Annotated in this window: 24 protein-coding genes; 18 read left to right on the top strand and 6 right to left on the bottom strand. The window is 37.1% G+C overall.

Going from position 1 to position 22,171, the window contains the following annotated elements:
- The first annotated feature begins 35 nt into the window (after positions 1 to 35).
- The 6 genes from dapD (at position 36) to QF028_RS18760 (ending at position 5,144) form a co-directional block, all read left to right on the top strand.
- Positions 36 to 746, top strand: coding sequence for a 2,3,4,5-tetrahydropyridine-2,6-dicarboxylate N-acetyltransferase (dapD, locus tag QF028_RS18785; RefSeq protein ID WP_168242647.1), 711 nt, complete (start codon positions 36 to 38; stop codon positions 744 to 746).
- Positions 747 to 868: 122 nt separating this feature from the next.
- Positions 869 to 2,002 (top strand): N-acetyldiaminopimelate deacetylase, encoded by a 1,134-nt coding sequence (locus tag QF028_RS18780; protein WP_429467677.1) that lies wholly within the window; start codon positions 869 to 871, stop codon positions 2,000 to 2,002.
- A 271-nt stretch (positions 2,003 to 2,273) separates the two neighbouring features.
- Positions 2,274 to 2,822 (top strand): peroxiredoxin, encoded by a 549-nt coding sequence (locus QF028_RS18775; RefSeq protein WP_429467675.1) that lies wholly within the window; start codon positions 2,274 to 2,276, stop codon positions 2,820 to 2,822.
- Positions 2,823 to 2,886: 64 nt separating this feature from the next.
- Positions 2,887 to 3,342 carry a TlpA disulfide reductase family protein gene (locus QF028_RS18770; protein ID WP_215001688.1) on the top strand — a complete coding sequence of 152 codons (456 nt, stop codon included), beginning with the start codon at positions 2,887 to 2,889 and terminating at the stop codon, positions 3,340 to 3,342.
- Positions 3,343 to 3,489: 147 nt separating this feature from the next.
- Positions 3,490 to 4,398: a DUF4349 domain-containing protein gene (locus QF028_RS18765; protein ID WP_429472419.1), complete on the top strand. Its 909-nt coding sequence runs from the start codon at positions 3,490 to 3,492 to the stop codon at positions 4,396 to 4,398.
- Between the two features lie 86 nt (positions 4,399 to 4,484).
- Entirely contained in the window at positions 4,485 to 5,144 is a 660-nt protein-coding gene (locus QF028_RS18760; protein ID WP_429467671.1) for a potassium channel family protein, read from the top strand.
- 167 nt (positions 5,145 to 5,311) lie between these two features.
- Here the strand turns inward: QF028_RS18760 and rnjA are convergent, their stop codons facing one another.
- Together rnjA and QF028_RS18750 are read right to left on the bottom strand one after the other, a co-directional pair.
- The gene (gene rnjA / locus QF028_RS18755) at positions 5,312 to 6,979 is read right to left on the bottom strand and encodes a ribonuclease J1 (RefSeq protein ID WP_066252453.1); all 1,668 of its coding nucleotides are present in this window, start codon (positions 6,977 to 6,979) and stop codon (positions 5,312 to 5,314) included.
- Between the two features lie 6 nt (positions 6,980 to 6,985).
- Positions 6,986 to 7,195: a DNA-dependent RNA polymerase subunit epsilon gene (locus tag QF028_RS18750; protein ID WP_088086236.1), complete on the bottom strand. Its 210-nt coding sequence runs from the start codon at positions 7,193 to 7,195 to the stop codon at positions 6,986 to 6,988.
- Between the two features lie 523 nt (positions 7,196 to 7,718).
- On the opposite strand from QF028_RS18750, the gene QF028_RS18745 reads away from it, so the two are divergent.
- Positions 7,719 to 8,489, top strand: a complete 771-nt coding sequence (locus QF028_RS18745) for a Cof-type HAD-IIB family hydrolase (RefSeq protein ID WP_429467667.1) — start codon at positions 7,719 to 7,721, stop codon at positions 8,487 to 8,489.
- 74 nt (positions 8,490 to 8,563) lie between these two features.
- Here QF028_RS18745 and def read toward each other — a convergent pair whose 3' ends face one another.
- Complete coding sequence (def, locus tag QF028_RS18740) at positions 8,564 to 9,118, bottom strand: peptide deformylase (protein ID WP_429467664.1); 555 nt, start codon at positions 9,116 to 9,118, stop codon at positions 8,564 to 8,566.
- A 182-nt stretch (positions 9,119 to 9,300) separates the two neighbouring features.
- Here def and QF028_RS18735 point away from each other — a divergent pair, with 182 nt between their 5' ends.
- The 5 genes from QF028_RS18735 (at position 9,301) to lpdA (ending at position 15,389) form a co-directional block, all read left to right on the top strand.
- The gene (locus QF028_RS18735) at positions 9,301 to 9,963 is read left to right on the top strand and encodes a YkyA family protein (protein WP_429467661.1); all 663 of its coding nucleotides are present in this window, start codon (positions 9,301 to 9,303) and stop codon (positions 9,961 to 9,963) included.
- Between the two features lie 499 nt (positions 9,964 to 10,462).
- A complete protein-coding gene (gene pdhA / locus QF028_RS18730) occupies positions 10,463 to 11,578 on the top strand; it encodes a pyruvate dehydrogenase (acetyl-transferring) E1 component subunit alpha (RefSeq protein WP_410881837.1) in 1,116 nt (371 codons plus the stop codon).
- A 3-nt stretch (positions 11,579 to 11,581) separates the two neighbouring features.
- On the top strand, positions 11,582 to 12,559 hold the full coding sequence (locus tag QF028_RS18725) for an alpha-ketoacid dehydrogenase subunit beta (RefSeq protein ID WP_429467658.1): 978 nt from the start codon (positions 11,582 to 11,584) through the stop codon (positions 12,557 to 12,559).
- 78 nt (positions 12,560 to 12,637) lie between these two features.
- On the top strand, positions 12,638 to 13,969 hold the full coding sequence (locus QF028_RS18720) for a dihydrolipoamide acetyltransferase family protein (protein WP_429467655.1): 1,332 nt from the start codon (positions 12,638 to 12,640) through the stop codon (positions 13,967 to 13,969).
- A 4-nt stretch (positions 13,970 to 13,973) separates the two neighbouring features.
- Complete coding sequence (gene lpdA, locus QF028_RS18715) at positions 13,974 to 15,389, top strand: dihydrolipoyl dehydrogenase (protein ID WP_215001704.1); 1,416 nt, start codon at positions 13,974 to 13,976, stop codon at positions 15,387 to 15,389.
- Positions 15,390 to 15,850: 461 nt separating this feature from the next.
- Here the strand turns inward: lpdA and QF028_RS18710 are convergent, their stop codons facing one another.
- The gene (locus QF028_RS18710; RefSeq protein ID WP_429467652.1) at positions 15,851 to 16,285 is read right to left on the bottom strand and encodes a DUF1885 family protein; all 435 of its coding nucleotides are present in this window, start codon (positions 16,283 to 16,285) and stop codon (positions 15,851 to 15,853) included.
- Between the two features lie 165 nt (positions 16,286 to 16,450).
- Here QF028_RS18710 and QF028_RS18705 point away from each other — a divergent pair, with 165 nt between their 5' ends.
- Positions 16,451 to 16,750 (top strand): DUF3055 domain-containing protein, encoded by a 300-nt coding sequence (locus QF028_RS18705; RefSeq protein WP_410881831.1) that lies wholly within the window; start codon positions 16,451 to 16,453, stop codon positions 16,748 to 16,750.
- 162 nt (positions 16,751 to 16,912) lie between these two features.
- Entirely contained in the window at positions 16,913 to 17,035 is a 123-nt protein-coding gene (locus QF028_RS18700) for a GapA-binding peptide SR1P (RefSeq protein ID WP_215001710.1), read from the top strand.
- Between the two features lie 57 nt (positions 17,036 to 17,092).
- On the opposite strand, the gene QF028_RS18695 is transcribed toward QF028_RS18700, so the two are convergent.
- Positions 17,093 to 18,565 carry an aminotransferase class I/II-fold pyridoxal phosphate-dependent enzyme gene (locus QF028_RS18695; RefSeq protein WP_215001712.1) on the bottom strand — a complete coding sequence of 491 codons (1,473 nt, stop codon included), beginning with the start codon at positions 18,563 to 18,565 and terminating at the stop codon, positions 17,093 to 17,095.
- Between the two features lie 202 nt (positions 18,566 to 18,767).
- Here QF028_RS18695 and QF028_RS18690 point away from each other — a divergent pair, with 202 nt between their 5' ends.
- A complete protein-coding gene (locus tag QF028_RS18690; protein ID WP_429467649.1) occupies positions 18,768 to 19,727 on the top strand; it encodes an NAD(P)H-dependent flavin oxidoreductase in 960 nt (319 codons plus the stop codon).
- Between the two features lie 42 nt (positions 19,728 to 19,769).
- Complete coding sequence (locus tag QF028_RS18685) at positions 19,770 to 20,042, top strand: UPF0223 family protein (protein ID WP_098933074.1); 273 nt, start codon at positions 19,770 to 19,772, stop codon at positions 20,040 to 20,042.
- Positions 20,043 to 20,083: 41 nt separating this feature from the next.
- Here QF028_RS18685 and QF028_RS18680 read toward each other — a convergent pair whose 3' ends face one another.
- Positions 20,084 to 20,716 (bottom strand): YktB family protein, encoded by a 633-nt coding sequence (locus QF028_RS18680; protein ID WP_215001718.1) that lies wholly within the window; start codon positions 20,714 to 20,716, stop codon positions 20,084 to 20,086.
- A 178-nt stretch (positions 20,717 to 20,894) separates the two neighbouring features.
- On the opposite strand from QF028_RS18680, the gene QF028_RS18675 reads away from it, so the two are divergent.
- Positions 20,895 to 21,089: a hypothetical protein gene (locus tag QF028_RS18675; RefSeq protein ID WP_088086251.1), complete on the top strand. Its 195-nt coding sequence runs from the start codon at positions 20,895 to 20,897 to the stop codon at positions 21,087 to 21,089.
- Positions 21,090 to 21,353: 264 nt separating this feature from the next.
- Entirely contained in the window at positions 21,354 to 22,154 is an 801-nt protein-coding gene (locus tag QF028_RS18670; RefSeq protein ID WP_429472417.1) for an inositol monophosphatase family protein, read from the top strand.
- Positions 22,155 to 22,171: the final 17 nt, after the last annotated feature.

Genomic DNA, 22,171 nt, shown 5'->3' with positions numbered 1-22,171 from the left:
GTATTTTTTAGTACGAATACATAGGGGGTAAAATAATGAAGATGATGGATGCAAATGAAATTATTTCTTTTATCCAAAATAGTAAAAAATCTACACCTGTAAAGGTTTATTTAAAAGGTGAATTAGCAGGAATTGATTTTGGAAACAATACAAAAACTTTTATTAATGGAAATACGGGTGTCATTTTTGGTGAATGGTCTGAAATTAATGAAGTATTAGAAGCACATAAAGAAAAAATTGAAGATCAAGTGGTTGAAAATGACCGTCGTAATTCTGCAATCCCTTTGTTAGATAATAAGCATATTAATGCCCGAATTGAGCCAGGTGTTACTATTCGTGACCAAGTGGAAATCGGTGATAATGCCGTTATTATGATGGGAGCCGTTATCAATATCGGTGCCGTTATTGGTGAAAAATCGATGATTGATATGGGTGTTGTTCTAGGTGGAAGAGCTACTGTCGGGAAGAATTGTCATATTGGGGCGGGAACTGTCTTGGCCGGTGTTATTGAACCCCCATCTGCGAAGCCTGTTATTATTGAGGATGATGTTCTTATTGGAGCGAATGCCGTTGTTCTTGAAGGGGTAACAGTTGGAACAGGTTCAGTAGTCGCTGCAGGTGCAGTTGTCACTCAAGATGTTGCTCCTTATACAGTTGTAGCAGGGATGCCGGCAAGGAAAATTAAAGATATTGATGAAAAAACGAAGTCAAAAACTGAAATAATGCAAGAACTTCGTCAACTTTAAAAGCCCGCTTCCTTTGCGCGAAGTACTCTAGCCGCTGGGCGCTGGAGCTAGATAGTTCTCTAAGTATAAGCAGAAAAGCGTGGAGCATATCCACGCTTCTTTTTTAAAAGGAGAGTTAATAAATGAATCCATTGATTAAAATCCGCCGTGACCTTCATCAAATTCCAGAACTAGGATTTCAAGAGTTTGAGACACAAGCCTATTTATTATCTTACCTTGAGTCTTTACCACAAGATCGTATCACGATAAAAAAATGGAAGACAGGGTTGTTTGTAAAGGTTCATGGCTTAAATCCCCAAAAAACGATTGGTTATAGAACAGACATCGATGGACTTCCAATTAGCGAAGAAACAGGATTACCTTTCTCATCGACCCACGATAACAAGATGCATGCATGTGGGCATGATTTCCACATGAGCATCGCTCTTGGGGTACTAACTTATTTTACGAATAACCCAATTGCAGACGACCTTATGTTTGTTTTTCAACCTGCAGAGGAAGGACCTGGCGGAGCGGAACCGATGTTAAAATCAGATGAGATGCTGGAATGGAAGCCTGACCTGATTTTTGCCTTACATATTGCACCAGAGTATCCAGTTGGAACTATCGCGGTTAAGGAAGGGTTACTATTTGCTAATACTTCTGAACTGTTTATTGATCTAAAGGGTAAGGGGGGGCATGCCGCTAGACCCCATGAAACGAATGATATGGTTGTCGCAGCATGTACATTGGTAAACCAGCTGCAAACGATTGTTTCGAGAAATGTCGACCCCTTAGATAGTGCGGTTATAACGATTGGAAAAATCACTGGCGGTACTGTTCAAAATATTATTGCTGAAAATGCGAGGCTTGAGGGAACCATCCGGACGCTTTCTGCTGAATCGATGAAAAAGGTTAAACATCGCATTGAGGCGCTTGTGAAGGGAATCGAGGCAGGTTTTGAATGTGAAGCAGCCATTGATTATGGTTCGATGTATCATCAAGTCTATAATACTGAATCTATTACAAGAGATTTTATGAAATATCTTCAAAATGAAACAAATGTTGAAGTAATCGAGTGCAAGGAAGCGATGACGGGGGAAGACTTTGGATATATGCTTAAAGAGATTCCAGGGCTTATGTTTTGGCTGGGTGTCGATTCGCCCTATGGTTTACACCATTCAAAATTAAATCCACAAGAAGGTGCGATTGAAGTAGCTGTTAAAGTAATGACAACCTATATCTCTAATCTAGGGAATAGATTAAATCTTATATAAGAAGGCGTTTTATTTTGTTCTGATTAGCAATCATGATAAAATTAAAGAGAATTAAAAGGGAAATTGTTACATATCGTCGATTATTCTTACACAATTAGGGAAAACTTATGAAGGGGAAATAGGGTTATAATTAATAATAAGTATTTAATTAAATTAATTATAATTTAATATTGACTCAAAATAAGATGTGTCCTATAATTAGAATTGTGAAAAGGATAGCAAATGAGAATTGCTATAAATACTCATTTATTAAATATTTGGAGGGATTTGAATGCCAGATCGTATGGTAGGTAAACAAGCACCACGCTTTGAAATGGATGCTGTAATGCCAAACAAAGAATTTAAAAAAGTAAGTTTGGAAGAAAACATGAAAAACGATAAATGGACTGTGTTGTTCTTTTATCCAATGGACTTTACATTTGTTTGTCCAACTGAAATTACAGCGATGTCCGATCGTTTTGAAGAGTTTGATGATTTAGATGCAGTTATCGTTGGTGCTTCTACTGACACAATCCACACTCATCTTGCTTGGATTAAAACAGATCGCAAAGAAAATGGTCTTGGCGATTTAAACTATCCTCTTGCTGCAGATACTAACCATGTAGTAGCTCGTGATTATGGAGTATTAATTGAAGAAGAAGGTATTGCACTACGCGGTTTATTCATCATCGATCCTGAGGGTGAATTAAAGTATTCTGTTGTAAATCACAACAACATTGGCCGAGACGTGGATGAAACTTTACGTGTTCTTCAAGCATTACAAACTGGCGGTCTTTGCCCAGCAAACTGGAAGCCTGGACAAGCTACATTGAACGTATAATTTGCACAAAACAGATAGACCTAACCTTTTAAAGTGTTAGGTCTTTTTAATAGGGGGATTATCCATGAAATTACGTGAACCAATGCCAGAGTTAACTGGGGCAACTGAATGGTTAAACGGTGAAGTGACAAGAGAAGACCTAATCGGAGAAAAACCAACATTGCTTCATTTTTGGTCGATTAGCTGCCATCTTTGTAAGGAAGCGATGCCGCAGGTAAATCAATTCCGTGATGATTTTAAGGACCAGTTAAATGTGGTTGCTGTTCATATGCCGCGTTCTGAAAACGACCTTAACCTAGATGAAATTAAACGAGTGGCAGCTGAGCATGGAATCAATCAACCGATTTTTGTCGACAGTGATCACAAGTTGACAGAAGCCCTTGAAAATCAATATGTACCAGCTTATTATGTATTTGACAAAGAAGGCAAGCTCCGCCATTTCCAAGCAGGCGGAAGCGGCATGAAGATGCTCGAGAAGCGTGTAAACCGAGTGTTGGATGAGTTGGAAAAAACAGAATAAAAAACGATCTAAGTGCTGTCCGTTATATTCAACGGGCAGCATTTTTATTTTTTTTCTTAACCTGTAACCTTGCCTCCTTTTAATCGTCGGTATTTATATATACCTAGCTTTAACCATTAGAGAAAAAAGGGGTGTCGGAAGTTGATAATGCTAAAACGTTGGTTTCCTATCTTTTTCATTATCTTATTATTTTGGGTAACAGGGTGCAGTCCCAGCAGCGAAGATAAAAGTGCAAAAATGAAAGAAAGTAATGATACAGTTATGGATTCAGCCCAATCTGGCAGTGGGGAGGAAGCAGACTTTTACTCGGGTGAAACAGAAAAGGCTGAAAAAAGTTCCGCAGCTGCAAATATAAAAATTCAAAACCAAATGGTTATTTATCAAGCTGATCTACAACTGCGAGTTAAGAAATTTGATCAGACAGTCCGTATCCTTGAAGAAAAAGTAATAAAATATGGAGGTTATATAGCAGAGTCTAATGTATCAAAAGAGGGCAACGAGCTGGTAAGTGGCAGCATTAAAATTAGAATACCACAAAAGCACTTTCAGACCTTTTTACATGATGCTGAGAGCCAAGCAGCAGAGGTTTTGCAAAGAAGCATAAACGGGCAGGATGTAACCGAGGAATATGTTGATCTTGAGTCCAGATTAAAATCAAAAAAGGTGGTGGAAGAACGGTTACTCACTTTCATGAAAAGTGCAGTAAAAACAGAAGATTTATTGAAAATTTCTGCTGATTTAGCATCCGTACAAGAGGAAATTGAGATCATTGAAGGAAAGATGAAGTTTTTAGAAAACCAAACCTCCCTTTCGACGGTTAACATAACCCTTTACGAAAAAAGCGTAGTTGTACCTTCAATTAATAAAGATAAATTAAATACTTGGGAGAAAACAAAAAAACAATTCATGAAAAGCATCAATATGTTATTAGTTGGTTTATCAGGCTTGGTTGTTTTTATAGTTGGTAACCTGCCAGTTCTAGCCATTTTATTTATTATAGTATTTTTTCTCCTTTACTGTCTTAAAAAGAGGAAGTCCAGGCAGGGGCAGGAATAAGAAGGGGTAGCTCTCTCTATATAAATCTGACGAATGATGCTAAAATGAAACATAATAAGATAATGATTTAACCGGGGGAGTTATATATGAAAAAAAGTTTCGCAGTCATTGGGCTTGGTCGATTCGGTGGAAGTATTTGCCGAACTCTTACCGATGAGGGGATGGAAGTTCTTGCTATCGATAAAAATGAAGAACGAGTAAATGAGTATGCAATGATTGCTTCTCATGCGGTTGTAGGGGATACAACAGACGAAGCTGTTTTGAAAAGCCTTGGGATACGTAACTTCGATCATGTGATTGTAGCTATTGGTGATGATATTCAATCAAGTATACTTACAACTCTTATTCTTAAGGAATTGGGTGTAGTGCGTATTACAGCTAAGGCTCAAAACGATTACCATGAAAAAGTTTTGAGGAAAATTGGAGCAGACAGTGTTGTTCACCCAGAAAGAGACATGGGAAAACGGATTGCTAACAATATGGCTTCGAGTAATGTGGTCGACTATCTTGAACTATCAGATGAACACAGTATCGTTGAAATTGTTGCGAATGGAAAACTTAGTGGTCATACGATTATGGATTTGGATATTCGCAAGAAATATGGTTTGAATATTGTCGCCATAAAAAGAGGAGAAGAAATTATTGTTTCTCCACAAGCCAAAGAAACTTTTCGCGTTAATGATGTTTTAATCGTGATTGGAACCGACCAAGACATCAATCGATTTGAAAAAAAAGTACTAGAATAAGAAAAGCGGAAGCGCCTTGAACAGGGGCGACAGGCATAAGACGAGCAGGCGTGAAGGTTGTTCTTTAACCTTCATGACTGATTGGCTTATGACCCCGAGCCCCTAGGCGCTGGAGCTAGACAATAAGAAAAGCGGAAGCGCTCGAGGCGCTTCCGCTTTTCTTATTCTTACACTTCCATAATGATTGGTAAAATCATTGGTCTGCGCTTTGTTTTTTCGTATAGGAAAGGCGCTAATGTATCTGTAATTTCATTTTTAATTTCAGACCATTGGCTTGTCTTTCTTTCCATCACTTTATTTAAGTGCTTGGTGATTAGATTTTGAGCATCGTTAATTAAATCACCGGATTCTCTCATATAAACAAATCCTCGAGAAATTAGGTCAGGTCCTGAAGCAATTTTAAATTCCTTCATATTAATACTTACGACCACAACAACTAATCCTTCCTCAGAAAGAATTCTACGGTCACGTAAGACAATATTTCCAATATCGCCTACACCACTGCCGTCGATATAAACAGAACCTGATGGAATCTTTCCAGCAACCTGAGCAGTATCCTCAGAAAGAGCTAACACTTCACCATTGTCCATAATAAAACAATTTTCTTCTTGTACTCCGCAATCAACCGCGATCTTAGCGTGCATTCTTTGCATTCGATATTCACCGTGGATTGGCATAAAGAACTTTGGTCTAATTAAACGCAGCATTAGTTTTTGTTCTTCCTGTCCACCATGACCAGAAGTATGAATATTACTTAGTTTACCGTGAATAACTTCCGCGCCGGCTCTATAGAGCATATTAATCGTTCGACTCACACTAATTGTGTTCCCTGGAATAGGTGAAGATGAAAATACCACTGTGTCACCAGGAATGATTTGAATTTGTCTGTGTGTGCCATTAGCAATTCTTGAAAGAGCAGCCATAGCTTCGCCCTGACTTCCGGTACAAAGGATCGTAACTTTATCAGCAGGAAGACGGTTTATTTGATTCGCTTCAATAAAAGTCTCTTTAGGTGCATTAATATACCCTAATTCAAGTCCGATATTGATAGCTGCTTCCATGCTTCGGCCAAAAACCGCTACTTTTCTTCCGTATTCTACTGCTGCCTCTACCACTTGCTGCAATCTATGGATATTAGATGCAAAGGTAGCAAAAATAATACGACCGTCCACTTTACGGAAAATATCATTGATGCTGTCGCCTACCCGACGTTCTGACATGGTGAATTCAGGTATTTCACTATTTGTACTATCTGATAGTAAACATAAAACGCCTTCTTTACCTATTTCAGCCATTTTGGTTAGATTGGCAGGTTCACCTACAGGGGTAAAATCAAATTTAAAATCTCCAGTATGGACAATTTGACCTGGCGGAGTTTTAACTACAATCCCATAAGAATCAGGAATACTGTGGGTGGTGCGGAAAAAAGTAACCGATGTTTTGCGGAATTTGATGATATCGTCTTCTTTGATGTCTATCAACTTAGCATTTCTTAATAAGCCGTGTTCCTCTAGTTTATTTTTAATTAATCCAAGAGCGAGTTTCCCACCATAAATTGGAACATTAATCTCGCGTAATAAATAGGGAATACCGCCAATGTGATCTTCATGTCCGTGTGTAACAAATAATCCTTTTATTTTATCTTGATTCTTAACCAAATAGGTATAATCAGGAATTACGTAATCAATACCTAATAGCTCATCCTCAGGAAATTTTATTCCGGCATCAATTAATATTATTTCATCCTGAAACTGAACCGCATACGTGTTTTTGCCAATTTCGCCTAAACCACCCAGGGCAAAAACCGCAGTTTGATCATTCTTAACAAATTTCATAAATTATCATTTCTCCAATACTTTATAGTCTTCATTTTGAAGTTCATATTTTAAATGAGCTCCCTTTACTTCTTGAACAAATTCAACATTAAACCCACGGTCGGCAATTTTTGAGCGGACATCTCTTACCGATTCTCCTTCAATAAATAGGGTTTTTGTATTCTCTCTGACTGGTACTTCTTTGATGTTTTCCTGATAATATACTTTAAATATCATTACAATTTCGCTCCTAACTGAATCATAACTTTTTCTATTATATAAAACATTTTCATCTTTTTCATTTATTTTCTTTGGAAACCGTTAGACTTATATGAAAAGTATGTAAAAAAGAATCGTTGTTTTTACAATTTACAATAACGAAGGAGCCCCTCGCAAGTTTGAAGGGCCCTAAAAAAATTTAGGCAATGGATTTCTTTCGCAGTAATTCTTTCCACTGTTTTAAAAGCTTCTTCCTTAGCTTCTTTAACATAGTGGATCATCTCCTTACCTCTTATTTTATACAATCCTTGTCCAATGTAAAGTAAGCGATGGCAGATTATTGAAGTTTTTTTAAAATAAGAGTATTTTTACTATATTATATGATGAAATTGCTGATTCAATCATGGTTAAACATGGAATTACATTGACAAATTATAAATTGACTTTTTTTAATATAAAGTTTAGTGTTTTAAAGAATAAAGAACTGTGGGGAGTACATTTTCACAGTTTAGAGGATTCGATAAAAAGGAGTACATATTAAATGAAGAAAATTGTATTTTTTGACATAGACGGCACATTGCTCGATCATGATAAAAACCTACCCGAAAGCACGATAAAAGCCATCAATTTACTTAAGAAGAATGATGTATTTGTCGCAATTGCCACTGGCAGAGCTCCGTTTATGTTTGAAGGCCTGCGGAATGTACTTGAAATTGACTCCTATGTGAGCTTTAACGGTCAATTTGTGGGTTTTGAGAATGAAGTTATATATGAGAACCCTCTGAATGAAAATGAGCTTAATAAATTATTTAACCATACGAAGTCAAACAATCATCCATTAGTGTTTATGAATGAAAAAACAATGAAGGCAAGTGTTAAGCATCATCCATTTGTTGAAAAAAGCATGGGAAGCCTAAATTTCCCACATCCTGAAGAGGATGATTCTTTTTATGTCAATCGAAAAATGTATCAAAGCCTCCTTTTTTGTGAAAATAAAGATGAAAGTTTATATTTCTCTGACTATCCCCAATTTGATTTTATCAGATGGCATCCATATTCTGTCGATGTTTTACCAAAGGGTGGTTCAAAAGCAGAAGGAATAAAAAAAATGATCGAACGTTTGGGGTTTGAGTTGAAGGATGTATATGCATTCGGAGATGGTTTAAATGATTTAGAAATGTTGAAGGCAGTTGGAACAGGCGTTGCCATGGGAAATGGTGTCCCTGAAGCCAGAGAACTTGCAGATCTTATTACAAGCGATGTTTCCGAAGATGGTATCTGGAATGGGCTAAAAGAATTACAGTTAATATAAATTGAGAACCGACCCTAGGAAGGGGCCGGTTCTTTATACATCTGAAGCCCAAAATCAAGGTGCCTCCAGTTTGATTACCTTTCGATGGCTATGGCTCCTTCGATTGGTTTTAACGGGTCTTCATGATTGATATAATCATAAAACATAACACCATTTAAATGATCGATTTCGTGTTGAAAGCAGATAGAAGGAAGTCCCTTTAAACGTAGTTTCACTTCTTCACCGTTAAGGTTTGTTCCCTTTACAGTAATCCTAGCATATCTTGGGACGTATCCTGGAATGGCTCTATCTACTGAAAGGCAGCCTTCACCAGCTTGTAAATACGACTTTTCAACAGAATGGCTGATAATTTTGGGATTAAATAATGCGTAACTATAAAGAGTGCCTGTGTCATCTGTAAGATGCACAGCTATCATCCGTTTTAGAACATTTATTTGCGGAGCAGCCAATCCAATTCCAGGGCGTAAACCAAATTGTACCGACTTTTCAGGATTTTGACTATTAATTACATATTCTAATAAGTTAAATAATATTTGTTTATCCTCTTCTGATGGCGGCATGGATACTTCTGCAGCCACTTTTCTAAGGGAAGGATGACCATCTCGAATGATATCTTCCATCGTAATCATGATTCCACTCACTCCTGTGCTTAAACTAAAATTATTAATAATAAATAGTCTATCAGACAATTGATAAAAAGTTAATATTTGATTCAGGTAACTGATTTGCAACCTTTTTTATGGGATATTGTATTGTCAAACAAACCAGGTGTCGATATAGTAGGAATTGGAATAGGCAGGAGGTTTATAATGTGTCATTAAAAGAAAAGTATTGTTTTATTTTATGTTTATCCGTTTTGATTGTTATTTTTGCTGGGTGTACGAAAGAAAAGTCTCCAGTCGAAAAAATGTATGATGTGTTAGAAAAAGTCGTTTCAGCCGAAAAAGAATTTGAGGAACAACAGAATCCCCTTGTTACACTTGAAAAAAAAGAAAAAGAAATTTATGACCAGATTATCAAACTTGGCATGAAAGAATATGCTCAAATCGTAAAACTTTCAGATGAAGCAATATTATTAGCCGATGAAAGAAAAGCGCTGATGGAGAAAGAAACCAACAGCATTAAAGAATCCCAGAAAGAATTTCTAAAGGCCAGGGATATTAAGGATAAATTAGAAGATCGCGATTTAACGAAATTAGCTAATGAACTATATGAGATAATGATGGAAAGATATAAAGCGCATGAAGCGTTATACCTAGAGTATAATGAAGCACTGAAAAATGATAAAGAATTGTATGAAATGTTTAAAAATAAAAATCTTCCACTTGAAGACCTTGAAGCACAGGTAAATAAGTTAAATGAAACGTATAAAAGAGTCTATAATGCCAATGAAAAATTTAATATGTTAACAGAACAATACAATGATAAAAAGTTGTCATTTTATAAACAAGCAGGGCTTAAATCAAGCAAATAAATATTATCTCATCAAAATAATCGGCTGAATAGGCCGATTTTTTGTATATTATAACAAATAAATTAAATGAGGTATTATATATAACAGATGTCAAAAAAAAGTAATACAGACGAAAAAATGTTTATAATATTAGCAATATGAACGTGGTGAAAAATATTAAAATATAGTATTTGACGTGCAAAAACTAATGATGTAAACTTAAAAAGTGTTAATAAATTGTATCAATGATGTTACATAAAATAGTGGTACAGAATAAGATGATGGTAAGGTGAAAGATATTTTGTTTTAACTTTTCGTTTATGTGAAAAACTATTTGAAAGTATTTTTCATGTACTATGCTTACCAAAATCGAGTGTAATATCAAGAGTTTATCCAAATGATAAAGAAAAATGGATGACATTGTCCATCTGTCTTTTATTCTTAAGTTTTTGGGTATTCTAACTTAGTGGATAATAATTAAAAAAATTAAGTTTTGAATTGAAAGGAAGAGGTGACCTAAATGGTTTCTAAAACTCAGAACGCCAAGCTTGATGCGAAGAAAACACTAGAAGTTGTAGAGGAACAATTTCAAACACTTCAAATTCTTAATGAAGTTGGTGAAGTCGTAAACGAAGCTGCGATGCCAGACCTTACAGATGAACAGCTTCAGGAATTAATGCGCCGTATGGTTTATACACGAATTCTTGACCAGCGCTCTATCTCTTTAAATCGCCAAGGAAGATTAGGATTCTACGCTCCAACTGCAGGACAAGAGGCATCTCAATTAGCTTCACAGTTTGCGTTAGAAAAAGAAGATTTTATCCTACCGGGATATCGTGATGTTCCACAAATTATCTGGCATGGATTACCTTTATACCAAGCCTTTTTATGGTCCAGAGGTCATTTTGAAGGTGGACAAATTCCTGAGGGCGTTAATATAGCTATCCCGCAAATCATTATCGGTGCACAGTATGTTCAGACAGCTGGTGTAGCACTAGGAATGAAAAAGCGTGGAGTAAAAGCAGTTGCAATTACGTATACAGGTGACGGTGGTACATCTCAAGGGGATTTCTATGAAGGAATGAATTTTGCAGGCGCATATAAAGCTCCAGCTATCTTTATTGCTCAAAATAACCGTTTCGCAATCTCAACTCCTGTTGACAAGCAAACGGCTGCCAAAACTCTGGCTCAAAAAGCAGTTGCAGCAGGTATTCCTGGTATTCAAGTTGACGGTATGGATCCTTTAGCGGTATATGCTGCAACTCGTGATGCACGTGAGCGTGCAATTAATGGTGAAGGCCCAACATTCATTGAAACATTAACTTACAGATATGGTCCTCATACCATGGCTGGTGATGATCCAACTCGTTATCGTACAGCAGACCTTGACAATGAATGGGAAAAGAAAGATCCATTAGTACGTTTCCGTAAATTTCTTGAAAATAAAGGGTTATGGACGGAAGAAAAAGAAAATGAAGTAATCGAACAAGCGAAAGAAGACATTAAAGAAGCAATTAAAAAAGCTGATGCAGCGCCTAAACAAAAGGTAACTGATTTAATGTCATTTATGTATGAAGAAATGCCGCAAAACTTAAAAGAGCAATATGAAATATATAAAGAAAAGGAGTCGAAGTAAGCCATGGCTCAAATGACAATGATTCAAGCAATTACAGATGCATTGCGTGTGGAATTAAGCAATGATCCGAATGTATTAGTATTCGGTGAAGACGTGGGTGTAAACGGTGGTGTTTTCCGTGCAACCGAAGGGTTGCAAAATGAATTTGGCGAAGATCGTGTTTTTGACACGCCACTTGCTGAATCAGGAATCGGCGGATTAGCGGTCGGTCTTAGTTTACAAGGCTTTCGCCCTGTTCCAGAAATTCAATTCTTCGGTTTCGTTTATGAAGTAATGGATTCAATTTCTGGTCAGGCAGCTCGTCTTCGTTATCGTACCGGAGGCAAATTTAATGCTCCAGTAACATTTCGTTCGCCATTTGGAGGCGGCGTACATACACCTGATATGCACGCAGACAGTTTAGAAGGACTTATGGCGCAACAGCCTGGCTTAAAGGTTGTTATTCCATCAACTCCATATGATGCTAAAGGACTTCTCATTTCATCAATCCGTGATAATGACCCAGTTATTTTCCTTGAGCATATGAAGTTATACCGTTCGTTCCGTCAAGAAGTTCCAGAAGGTGAATATACAATTCCACTAGGAAAAGCCGAAGTAAAACGTGAAGGAACTGATATTACTATCGTTACTTATGGAGCAATGGTTCACGAGTCATTAAAAGCAGCAGAGGAACTAGAGAAAGAAGGTCATTCTGCAGAAGTTATTGACTTAAGAACAGTAAGTCCAATCGATATTGAAACGATTATTGCTTCAGTTGAAAAAACAGGTCGTGCGATCGTTGTTCAAGAAGCTCAAAAACAAGCAGGAATTGCTGCAAACGTTGTTGCTGAAATTAACGACCGCGCAATCCTAAGCTTAGAAGCACCTGTATTGCGTGTGGTCGCACCTGATACCATTTTTGCATTCCCGCAAGCGGAAGCTGCATGGCTGCCGAATTATAAGGATGTAATTGAAACAGCTAAAAAAGTTTTAACATTTTAATTAAATACGTAATTGGCCGTTCTAATTACTATAATTTCGATGCTCAAAAATACATGTAATTTAGGAGGATGAATCCTAGTGTCATTTCAATTTAAAATGCCTGACATCGGTGAAGGTATTCATGAAGGCGAAATTGTTAAATGGTTTGTAAAGCCAGGCGACAAAGTTCAAGAAGATGATGTACTTTGCGAGATTCAAAATGATAAAGCAGTGGTAGAAATTCCGTCCCCAGTTGAAGGGTCAGTTCTTGAAGTACTAGTAGGAGAAGGAACTGTCGCTACAGTTGGACAGGTTTTAGTCACTTTTGATGCCCCAGGGTATGAAAACCTACAATTTAAAGGCGATGAACATGCTGATGAACCGAAACAAGAAGAAAAAGCAGCAGTATCAACTCCTGCACCTGAGGTTAAACAAGATGCAGCACCACAACCAGCAGCAGTAGCAGTGGCACCACAAGCAGATGTTGATCCAAATCGTCGGATTATTGCTATGCCATCTGTTCGTAAATATGCCCGTGAAAAAGGCATTAGTATCAATTTAATAGCTGGAACAGGAAATAATGGACGGATACTGAAGGGTGATATTGATCTCTTTGTAAGCGGTGGAGCAGCACCTTCGCCACAAGCTGCGACAAATGTAGCTGTAGAGGTTGAAACAGCTAAAGTGGAGGCACCGCAAACAACAGCCGTAGCTATTCCACAAGGTGAATATCCAGAAACTCGCGAGAAAATGAGTGGGATCAGGAAGGCAATTGCCAAAGCAATGGTTAACTCCAAACACACTGCTCCTCACGTTACATTAATGGATGAAATCGATGTAACTAAACTTGTTACACACCGGAAGAAATTCAAAGAAGTGGCAGCTGCTAAAGGCATTAAGCTTACCTTCTTACCATACATCGTTAAAGCATTAACAAGTGCATTACGTGAATTCCCAGCTTTAAATACTTCACTTGATGATGCTACTAGTGAAATCATTCATAAACATTATTATAATATCGGAATTGCAGCAGACACTGAAAAAGGATTGCTAGTTCCAGTAGTAAAAGATGCAGACCGTAAGTCAGTATTCTCAATTTCAAATGAAATTAATGAATTAGCTGTAAAAGCCCGTGACGGCAAACTTGCACCTAACGAAATGAAGGGCGCATCTTGTACAATTTCAAACATCGGTTCAGCTGGCGGGCAATGGTTTACACCAGTTATTAACCATCCTGAAGTAGCAATTTTGGGCGTTGGCCGGATTGCAGAAAAACCAATCGTTAGAAACGGTGAAATTGTTGCTGCACCGGTTTTAGCACTTTCATTAAGTTTTGACCACCGCATGATTGACGGTGCAACAGCACAAAATGCATTAAATCATATTAAACGTTTATTGAACGATCCAGAACTATTGTTAATGGAGGCGTAATAAAATGGTCGTAGGAGATTTCCCAATTGAAACAGATACTATAGTCATCGGAGCAGGCCCAGGGGGATATGTTGCAGCTATTCGTGCAGCGCAGTTGGGACAAAAAGTGACAATTGTTGAAAAAGAATATGTTGGCGGCGTTTGTTTAAATGTAGGATGTATCCCTTCTAAAGCATTAATTTCAGCAGGTCACCGCTATGAAACAGCGATGCATTCTGAAACCTTCGGGATTACTGCTGAAAATGTAAAAGTGGATTTCACAAAAGTTCAAGAGTTTAAATCAGGAATTGTAAATAAATTAACTGGCGGCGTTGAAGGATTATTAAAAGGAAACAAAGTAAACATTGCCCGTGGTGAAGCATATTTTGTCGATGGCAATACGCTGCGTGTAATGGATGAAAATTCAGCGCAAACTTATACCTTTAAAAATGCCATTATTGCTACTGGATCCCGTCCGATTGAGTTACCCGCCTTTAAATATTCAAAACGTGTTTTGAATTCTACTGGGGCACTTAACTTAAATGAAATCCCTGAAAAAATCGTCGTTATCGGCGGAGGCGTAATCGGGATTGAGCTTGGCGGTGCATACGCAAACTTTGGCAGTCAGGTTACCATTTTAGAAGGTGCAGAAGAAATATTAGGTCTTGGTGTTTTTGATAAGCAAATGGCTGCTCTCGTAAAACGAAGCATGAAGAAAAAAGGTGCAGAGTTCTTTACAAAGGCGTTTGCCAAGGGCGTTGAAGAAACTGAAAATGGTGTGGTAGTAACGTTCGAAACAAAAGGCGAAGAAAAGAAAATCGAAGCAGATTATGTTTTTGTAATGGTCGGACGACGTCCTAACACTGATGAAATGGGCTTAGAACAAGTTGGTGTTAAATTAACTGAACGCGGTCTAATTGAAATTGACAAGCAATGCCGCACAAATCTTAGCAATATTTATGCTATAGGTGATGTTGTTGCTGGCCCTCAATTGGCACATAAAGCTTCATATGAAGCTAAAATTGCCGCAGAGGCAATTGCTGGTCACACCTCTGAAATTGATTACTTAGGTATTCCTGCTGTGGTCTTCTCTGATCCTGAATTAGCTTCAGTTGGATATACAGAAGCCCAAGCAAAAGAAGAAGGAATTGTTGTAAATGCGGCTAAATTCCCATTTGCAGCTAATGGTCGTGCATTATCACTCGACAGTGGTGATGGATTCATGAAATTAATTACTCGTAAAGAGGATGGACTTGTCATCGGAGCGCAGATTGCCGGCACAAATGCATCAGATATGATTGCAGAATTGGGACTTGCGATTGAAGCTGGAATGTCTGCTGAAGATCTTGCCATGACTATTCATGCTCATCCTACACTTGGAGAAATCACAATGGAAGCGGCGGAAGTTGCCTTAGGAAGCCCAATCCATATTATGAAATAATTCATAAATATATAGTCCTTTTCGTTAACTAACGGAAAGGACTTTTACTATTTTTACCGAATTGTATTTATACAAAGATAAAAGCAAAAAAATCCTTGTCAACTTAAAAATAAAATATATCTCTCGCTTTTAGAACATATACTTAAGAACGAGCATTCTAAAAAGAAGTGAATGTATTAAGAGTGGTGATAAATATGAGGGTCTATATTGTTGTGATACTGCAATTTATCATTTGGAGCGGATATACATTTATTGAATGGTTATCAAAGCATGACCAGCTAATTTATAAAGTCATTATGTTTTTTGTGTTCTTTTATTTAGCATTTTTAATAGGAAACCAGGTCACAAAATCAGTGCGTAAAACGCTTTTTATCACTACTTTAAGCCTTGTTATATATACTTCGATTCACTATACAATGGAATTGTTTATTCACTAAAAAAAGCCCCAAAAGGAGCTTTTTTTATTTACGGGGATAATAATACATGATTCTCTCATTAAAAAGGTGGAGTTCCCCTTGCAGCTTTTTCGCAAGGTATTTACAAAATTCATTCGCTTTACCCTTATCTCCATAGGTAGATTGTTCGGGTAATGTAACTTGTATGTATGTTTGTTCTAGTTCTTGTCCTTCTTCATTTCGAATAGTTTCCTGGTCTACACCTAATAAAATGGCATAGTAGCGGTCATCGTTAGAGTGTAAATAGAACCATTTTCCGTCCGCTTCTGATGTTTCGTTAATTACATAGGGAAAAGCTGATTCTCCATATTGCCAACCTATTTGATTACCAGTTTTTGTAGTGTTATTTTTATACTCATGAAATAATTCTTTAACTTCTTCAATTGTTACTGTTTGTTTAGCAGATGAAGGCACTAGCTTAATATATGCATTAACAGCCATCATCATTCCCCCCTAATAGTCCATTATATATGCCTCTCTATTCTAGCATTTAATAAAATCTTATGACAACTATAGCTTTAAATAAAAGTAGAAGTTTTCTTGTTTCTTTAGGAAAAATGAATTATAATAATATTCTAAACATTCTTGGAAAAAGGGAGGAGCCTTATGGAATTATTTGATAAGCTCTATGATGAACATGAAAATGCGAAGGTAAGGTTTATTGGATTTGCAACCGAACATACCCGTTATGATTTCGGCATAATTTTCACCAACATGTTTTTCGGCAAACCTCTAGTTGTCTGCATGCAGACTGGCCGTTCCACTCTCCTCGACCCAAAAGACATCGAAGATATTGATTACCTTCAAACCGTATTCCGTATCCCTGATCAACAGCAAGCAGCAGATTTAGCAGAGTTTTTCAGCGAAACACTACCAACCATCCCGTTTGAGACTCAGTACGAATAATTTATCAAGAGAAGGCCCAATAGGGTCTTTTTTATTATTATTTTTTTAAATGTGACATACAATTTAGGCTTGATATTTCTAATGTGATATATTATTATTGCATTAATGATATATAAATACTTCGTTTTGTGATTATTCAATAATGAAAAGGGGGTTGAACAAATGGGTACTTTAGTATGTCAAACTTGTAACTCTACTATTGATCATTTTGAAGATGAAAAAGTAACGGTGCTTTATTCTAAATGCAAATGTTGCGAGGATCATCATACAGAGGAAGATTTATAATAACTAAACATAAATTAAAACAGGATTCCGATATCGGAATCCTGTATTTTTGTTGTTTTATTTTATTGCCTTGTATTCTTTAATGACAAGAATTGACTTAATTTCATCATCTTCTGGACCTTGTACAGGTAAACCTGCCTCAAGGTTTTTTCGAATGTAATGGAGGTTTTCCTTAGTAATAATCTCACCAGGAATAAAAATTGGGATACCGGGTGGGTATACCATAATAAATTCTGCAATAATTCTTCCTTCAGATTCTTCAAAAGGAATAACTTCTGTTTCAGAATAAAACGCATCCCTTGGTGTTAAGGCAAGGACAGGAATTTCAGGAAGAAGAACTTCAACAGGTTCAATTCTTTCGGTGCGATGTTTACACTCATCTGCCAAATCTTTTAAGGCATTAATTAACAAGTCGGCTTCCACTTCTGTGTCTCCAAGCGTGATGATACAAAGAATGTTATAAAGATCAGAAAGTTCCACTTCAATATTGTGTTTTTCTCTTAACCATTTTTCAACATCGTATCCAGTTAATCCTAGTTCTTTAACTGAAATGATAAGCTTGGTTGGATCATAATCAAAGGTAGCTTCTGACCCTAGAATTTCCTCACCGATACAATGCAGATTTTCAATCTCATTAATTCTTTTCCGCATGGATTGCGCTAAATTGATGGTTTTATCGATCAAATCCCTTCCTTTCGTAGCCAATTGCTTCCGAGCGACATCAAGTGATGCAAGTAATAAATACGAAGTGGAGGTAGTAGTAAGCATGCTTAGAATTGACTGAACATGTTTTGCGGAAACGAGTCCTTCTTTCACATTTAAAATCGAGCTTTGAGTCATCGATCCACCTAGTTTGTGGACGCTAGTAGCCGCCATATCTGCACCGGCTTGCATAGCTGAAAGTGGAAGGTCATCATGGAAATGAATATGAACACCATGGGCTTCGTCAACAAGAACAGGAATATGATAGGAATGAGAAATTTCAACAATCTTTTTTAAATCTCCGGAGATGCCAAAATATGTTGGGTTGATTACTAAAACAGCTTTGGCGTCAGGATGTTGCTCTAGAGCCCTTCCTACTGCATCAGGTGTTATTCCGTGAGAAATTCCTAATTCCTTATCAATCTCAGGCTGGATAAATACAGGGATGGCACCAGAAAAGACAATAGCAGACATAATTGACTTATGAACATTTCTTGGAACGATAATTTTATCATCTGGACCACATACAGCCATAATCATGGCAATGATTGCTCCGCTTGTCCCTTGTACTGAAAAAAATGTTCGATCAGCTCCGAAGGCTTCGGCTGCTAAATCCTGAGCCTGCTTAATGATTCCTTTTGGCTGATGAAGGTCATCTAGTGGACCAATATTAATTAGGTCAATAGACAGGGCGTTATCACCGATAAAGTTTCGAAACTCAGGGTCAATCCCAGCTCCTTTTTTATGACCAGGAATATGAAATTGAATTGGGTTCTTTTTCGCATGTGCTAATAAACCGCTAAATAGCGGTGTTTGATTTTGAGACAATTTATAACCACACCTCTTTATAAAAAATACTCTAATTATGTCATCCAAAAACATAAAAACAAAGGAATTATAGCACTAATACCGTTCATTGCAAAGAAATAAATGTTTTTACTGAGTCGGTTTACGATAGTTTCCCATTTAAAAAGGAAAATTACCCTAAAGAGACTAAATAACAAATAGAAAGTTTTTAGGAGGGCTTAAAATGGAATGGAAAACACGTGTTACTGAATTATTAAATATACGATTTCCTATTGTTCAAGGGGGTCTAGCTTATTTAGCCTATTCTGAATTGGCCGCAGCGGTATCAAATGCCGGAGGTCTTGGTCAAATCACAGCTATGTCTTTAGGTGAACCTGAACAGCTAAGAGCCGAAATACGAAAGGTGAAGCAGAGGACGAAAAATCCTTTTGGGGTTAATTTTGCGATTGGACAGCATGGGAGGCCATTTGCTGATTTTCTCCAAGTGGCTATTGATGAAAAGGTCCCGGTTGTTTCAATGACAGGAGGGAATCCTGCCCCCATATTTGAACAGTTAAAAGGTACGCAGATTAAAACACTTGTCCTTGTAGCGGCAAGAAGACAGGCTGTCAAAGCAGAAGAACTCGGTGCAGATGCAGTTATGGTCGTCGGTCAAGAAGGGGGAGGCCACCTAGGACGAGATGATGTCGGCACGCTTGTTTTAGTTCCTCAAGTCGTAGATGCCGTTTCTATACCTGTTATTGCATCAGGGGGAATAGGTGATGGCAGAGGGCTCATGGCAGCCCTTAGCTTAGGTGCTGAAGGGATTGAAATGGGTACGAGATTTATTGCGACTAAGGAATGTGTTCATGCAAACGAGATATATAAGAAGACTTTAGTGGAAGGAAATGAATCTGGAACGGTTGTCATCAAGAGAACTCTAGGAACTCCCGCCAGGGCACTTGCTAACAGGTGGACAGAAAAAATTCTTGAGTTAGAAAAAAACAATGGAGGTTATGATCAGTTAAAAGATTTCATTAGTGGAATGGCTAACCAACGCTACATTTATGATGGTGTCCCTGATGAAGGCTTTGCATGGGCAGGACAAGTGATGGGATTAATTAAAGATGTCCCTTCGGTTCATGAGTTATTCAATCGAATGATGAAAGATGCTGAACAAATTCGTGCAAAGTGGGGAAATTAAATGTATGATTCATTTTAGTTAAAATAGTTAGTAGGTGAAAGAATGGAATACCAATATCCCATTGATTATCATTGGAGCACAGATGAAATTGTTGATGTAATTGCATTTTTTGAAACCATTGAGAAGGCGTATGAAAACGGAATTGAACGTGATGCTGTAATGAAGGCGTATCGTCGATTTAAAGAAATTGTCCCAAGCAAGGCGGAAGAAAAAACTATTTGTGGTGAATTTGAAGAAATGAGTGGTTATTCGTCCTATCGGACCATAAAAAAAGCAAAAGAGGCTTCATCTGGGGATAAAATTAAAATGAAATAAAAAGAAGCTCCCGAACTATTTGGTCTGGGAGCTTCTTCTTATTATTTTTTATTAAGAGAGATTTTATAAAGTGTGGCTACTTTATTAAAAACGTCCTCAATTTGTTGTATTAGCCCATCTGAACCTAATTGGATGACTTGTTCCCTGTTGATTGTATAGCCGCATAACAATTCTGCTTTCTTTACGTTTTGCAGCCGATCAAACAGCGAATGAAGATCATCCTTTGTTAGTTGACGGTGTTCAATTGCTTCTGGTTTTGTATGATCAAGAGACCAAACAAAATCTTTTGGTGTATCTTTGAAAATTTTAGTGATTTTTTTTGAAAACCTTTCAGCAATCTTATCTTTTTGGGGTGCTTCATAAATTACGGCAAACCATATAAATAAATGGGTATTCCACAAGCCAATTTGAAAATGCGGAAGCATTTTATAACCTCGAGGGCTGTTTGAAAATGCGACCCAAGTATCCTTTGGTGGATTAATAGTGCGCCTTGCATGTTTGGCGACATGAACAAACATTTCATCATCTGTTAATACAGATATTGTAGGGGCAAAGTATTCTCCCAAATCTTCTAATTTTGGACGAATGGTTTCTTTAAGAGCTGCCATTCTAGCCTCTAAACCATCTATTAAAAAAACATCAAAGTCCTCATTTGTAAATCCCTTAAAGCTCATAAACTAAACCTCCAACAAAACAATTGTACTTAATTGTAGCATACCACTTACCAGACGAGTAGTGAGATGCTTTCTAGGTTAAAGCACATATTTGTTGCAACATATCTCCCTGACTCATATTATACAGTAAAAAAAATAATCTGAAAAAATAGTTAAATTTAGGAAGGGGAGGAGAAACGTGAAACAACTTATGAATACCTCACTTAAAAAAGCAGGCGAAAAGGAAAGAACTGCAGTTTTGCGATTGGAAATGGATTATGAATTAGCTACATTATTCGAAGCGATTGAGGAAAAGAACGAGAAAAAAATGAAGGATTGCAAACAAAAATTAGAAAAAATCCGCCAAGAATTATTACGATTAAAAGCCCTTTGATAAATAAGACGGTTTTTTTTATCCAAGGAGAAATAAATAAGAATGAATCGAAATAGAATATATCCTGAACTTATCTAAAACGAACTCCAGCAAAAAAGAGGGGGGTTCGTTTATTATTGCCCTTTACTATAATTGGAACTTATAATACGCCAAAAAGTTGCTGTGTTACATCAATTTGATTAAGCTAAAGGTACATCATCTAATTTGTCCGGCATCATACTACATACATGAAAACTAATGAAGAAATAAGATATTTGGAGGAGAATTATGAACTGGGATCAAATTTATGCTCATGCAAAGGAATGGGTAAATGAGGCAGGGGTTAAAATCAGGTTATCTTTTAATGAAACATTAAATATTGAAACAAAAACGAACGCTAATGATCTTGTAACAAATATCGATAAAGAAATTGAGCAATTTTTTATTAGTAAAATTAGAGAAGTGTATTCAGATCATAAAATAATGGGCGAAGAGGGATTTGGTGATTCACTTGATAATCTTGAGGGAATTGTTTGGATGATTGATCCAATCGATGGGACGATGAATTTCGTCCATCAACAAAGAAATTTTGCTATTTCCCTTGGCGTGTATGAAAATGGTGTTGGAAAGATCGGACTCATATATGATGTCGTACATGACGAATTGTATCATGCTAAAAGAGGAAATGGGGCCTATTTAAATGAAAAGCCTCTAGATGTACTAAAGGAAACAACCGTTAAGGAATCCATCATCGCACTCAATGCCACATGGGTGATGGAAAATCATCGGATCGATCACAATTTAATGATTCCACTTGTTAAAGCAGCGAGAGGAACAAGGTCTTATGGTTCTGCTGCGCTCGAAATGGTTTTTGTTGCAACAGGAAGAGTGGATGCCTATATTTCCATGCGTTTATCACCATGGGATATTGCTGCTGGGGCAGTAATAATTGAAGAACTAGGTGGTATAGTGACAAATTTATGGGGAGATAAGCTGAATTTCCTTTCGCAGGATTCATTATTAACAGCTAAACCTGGCCTCCACCAATCAATCTTAAAGGATTACTTAAAAGAGGGAAAATGGTAAAAAAGAAGCCAATCGAG

It is taken from the genome of Neobacillus sp. B4I6 (assembly GCF_050434045.1).
Taxonomy (GTDB): domain Bacteria; phylum Bacillota; class Bacilli; order Bacillales; family Cytobacillaceae; genus Neobacillus.
The sequence above is the reverse complement of the archived record's forward strand: the minus strand, read 5'-3'. Positions and strand labels throughout refer to the sequence as shown.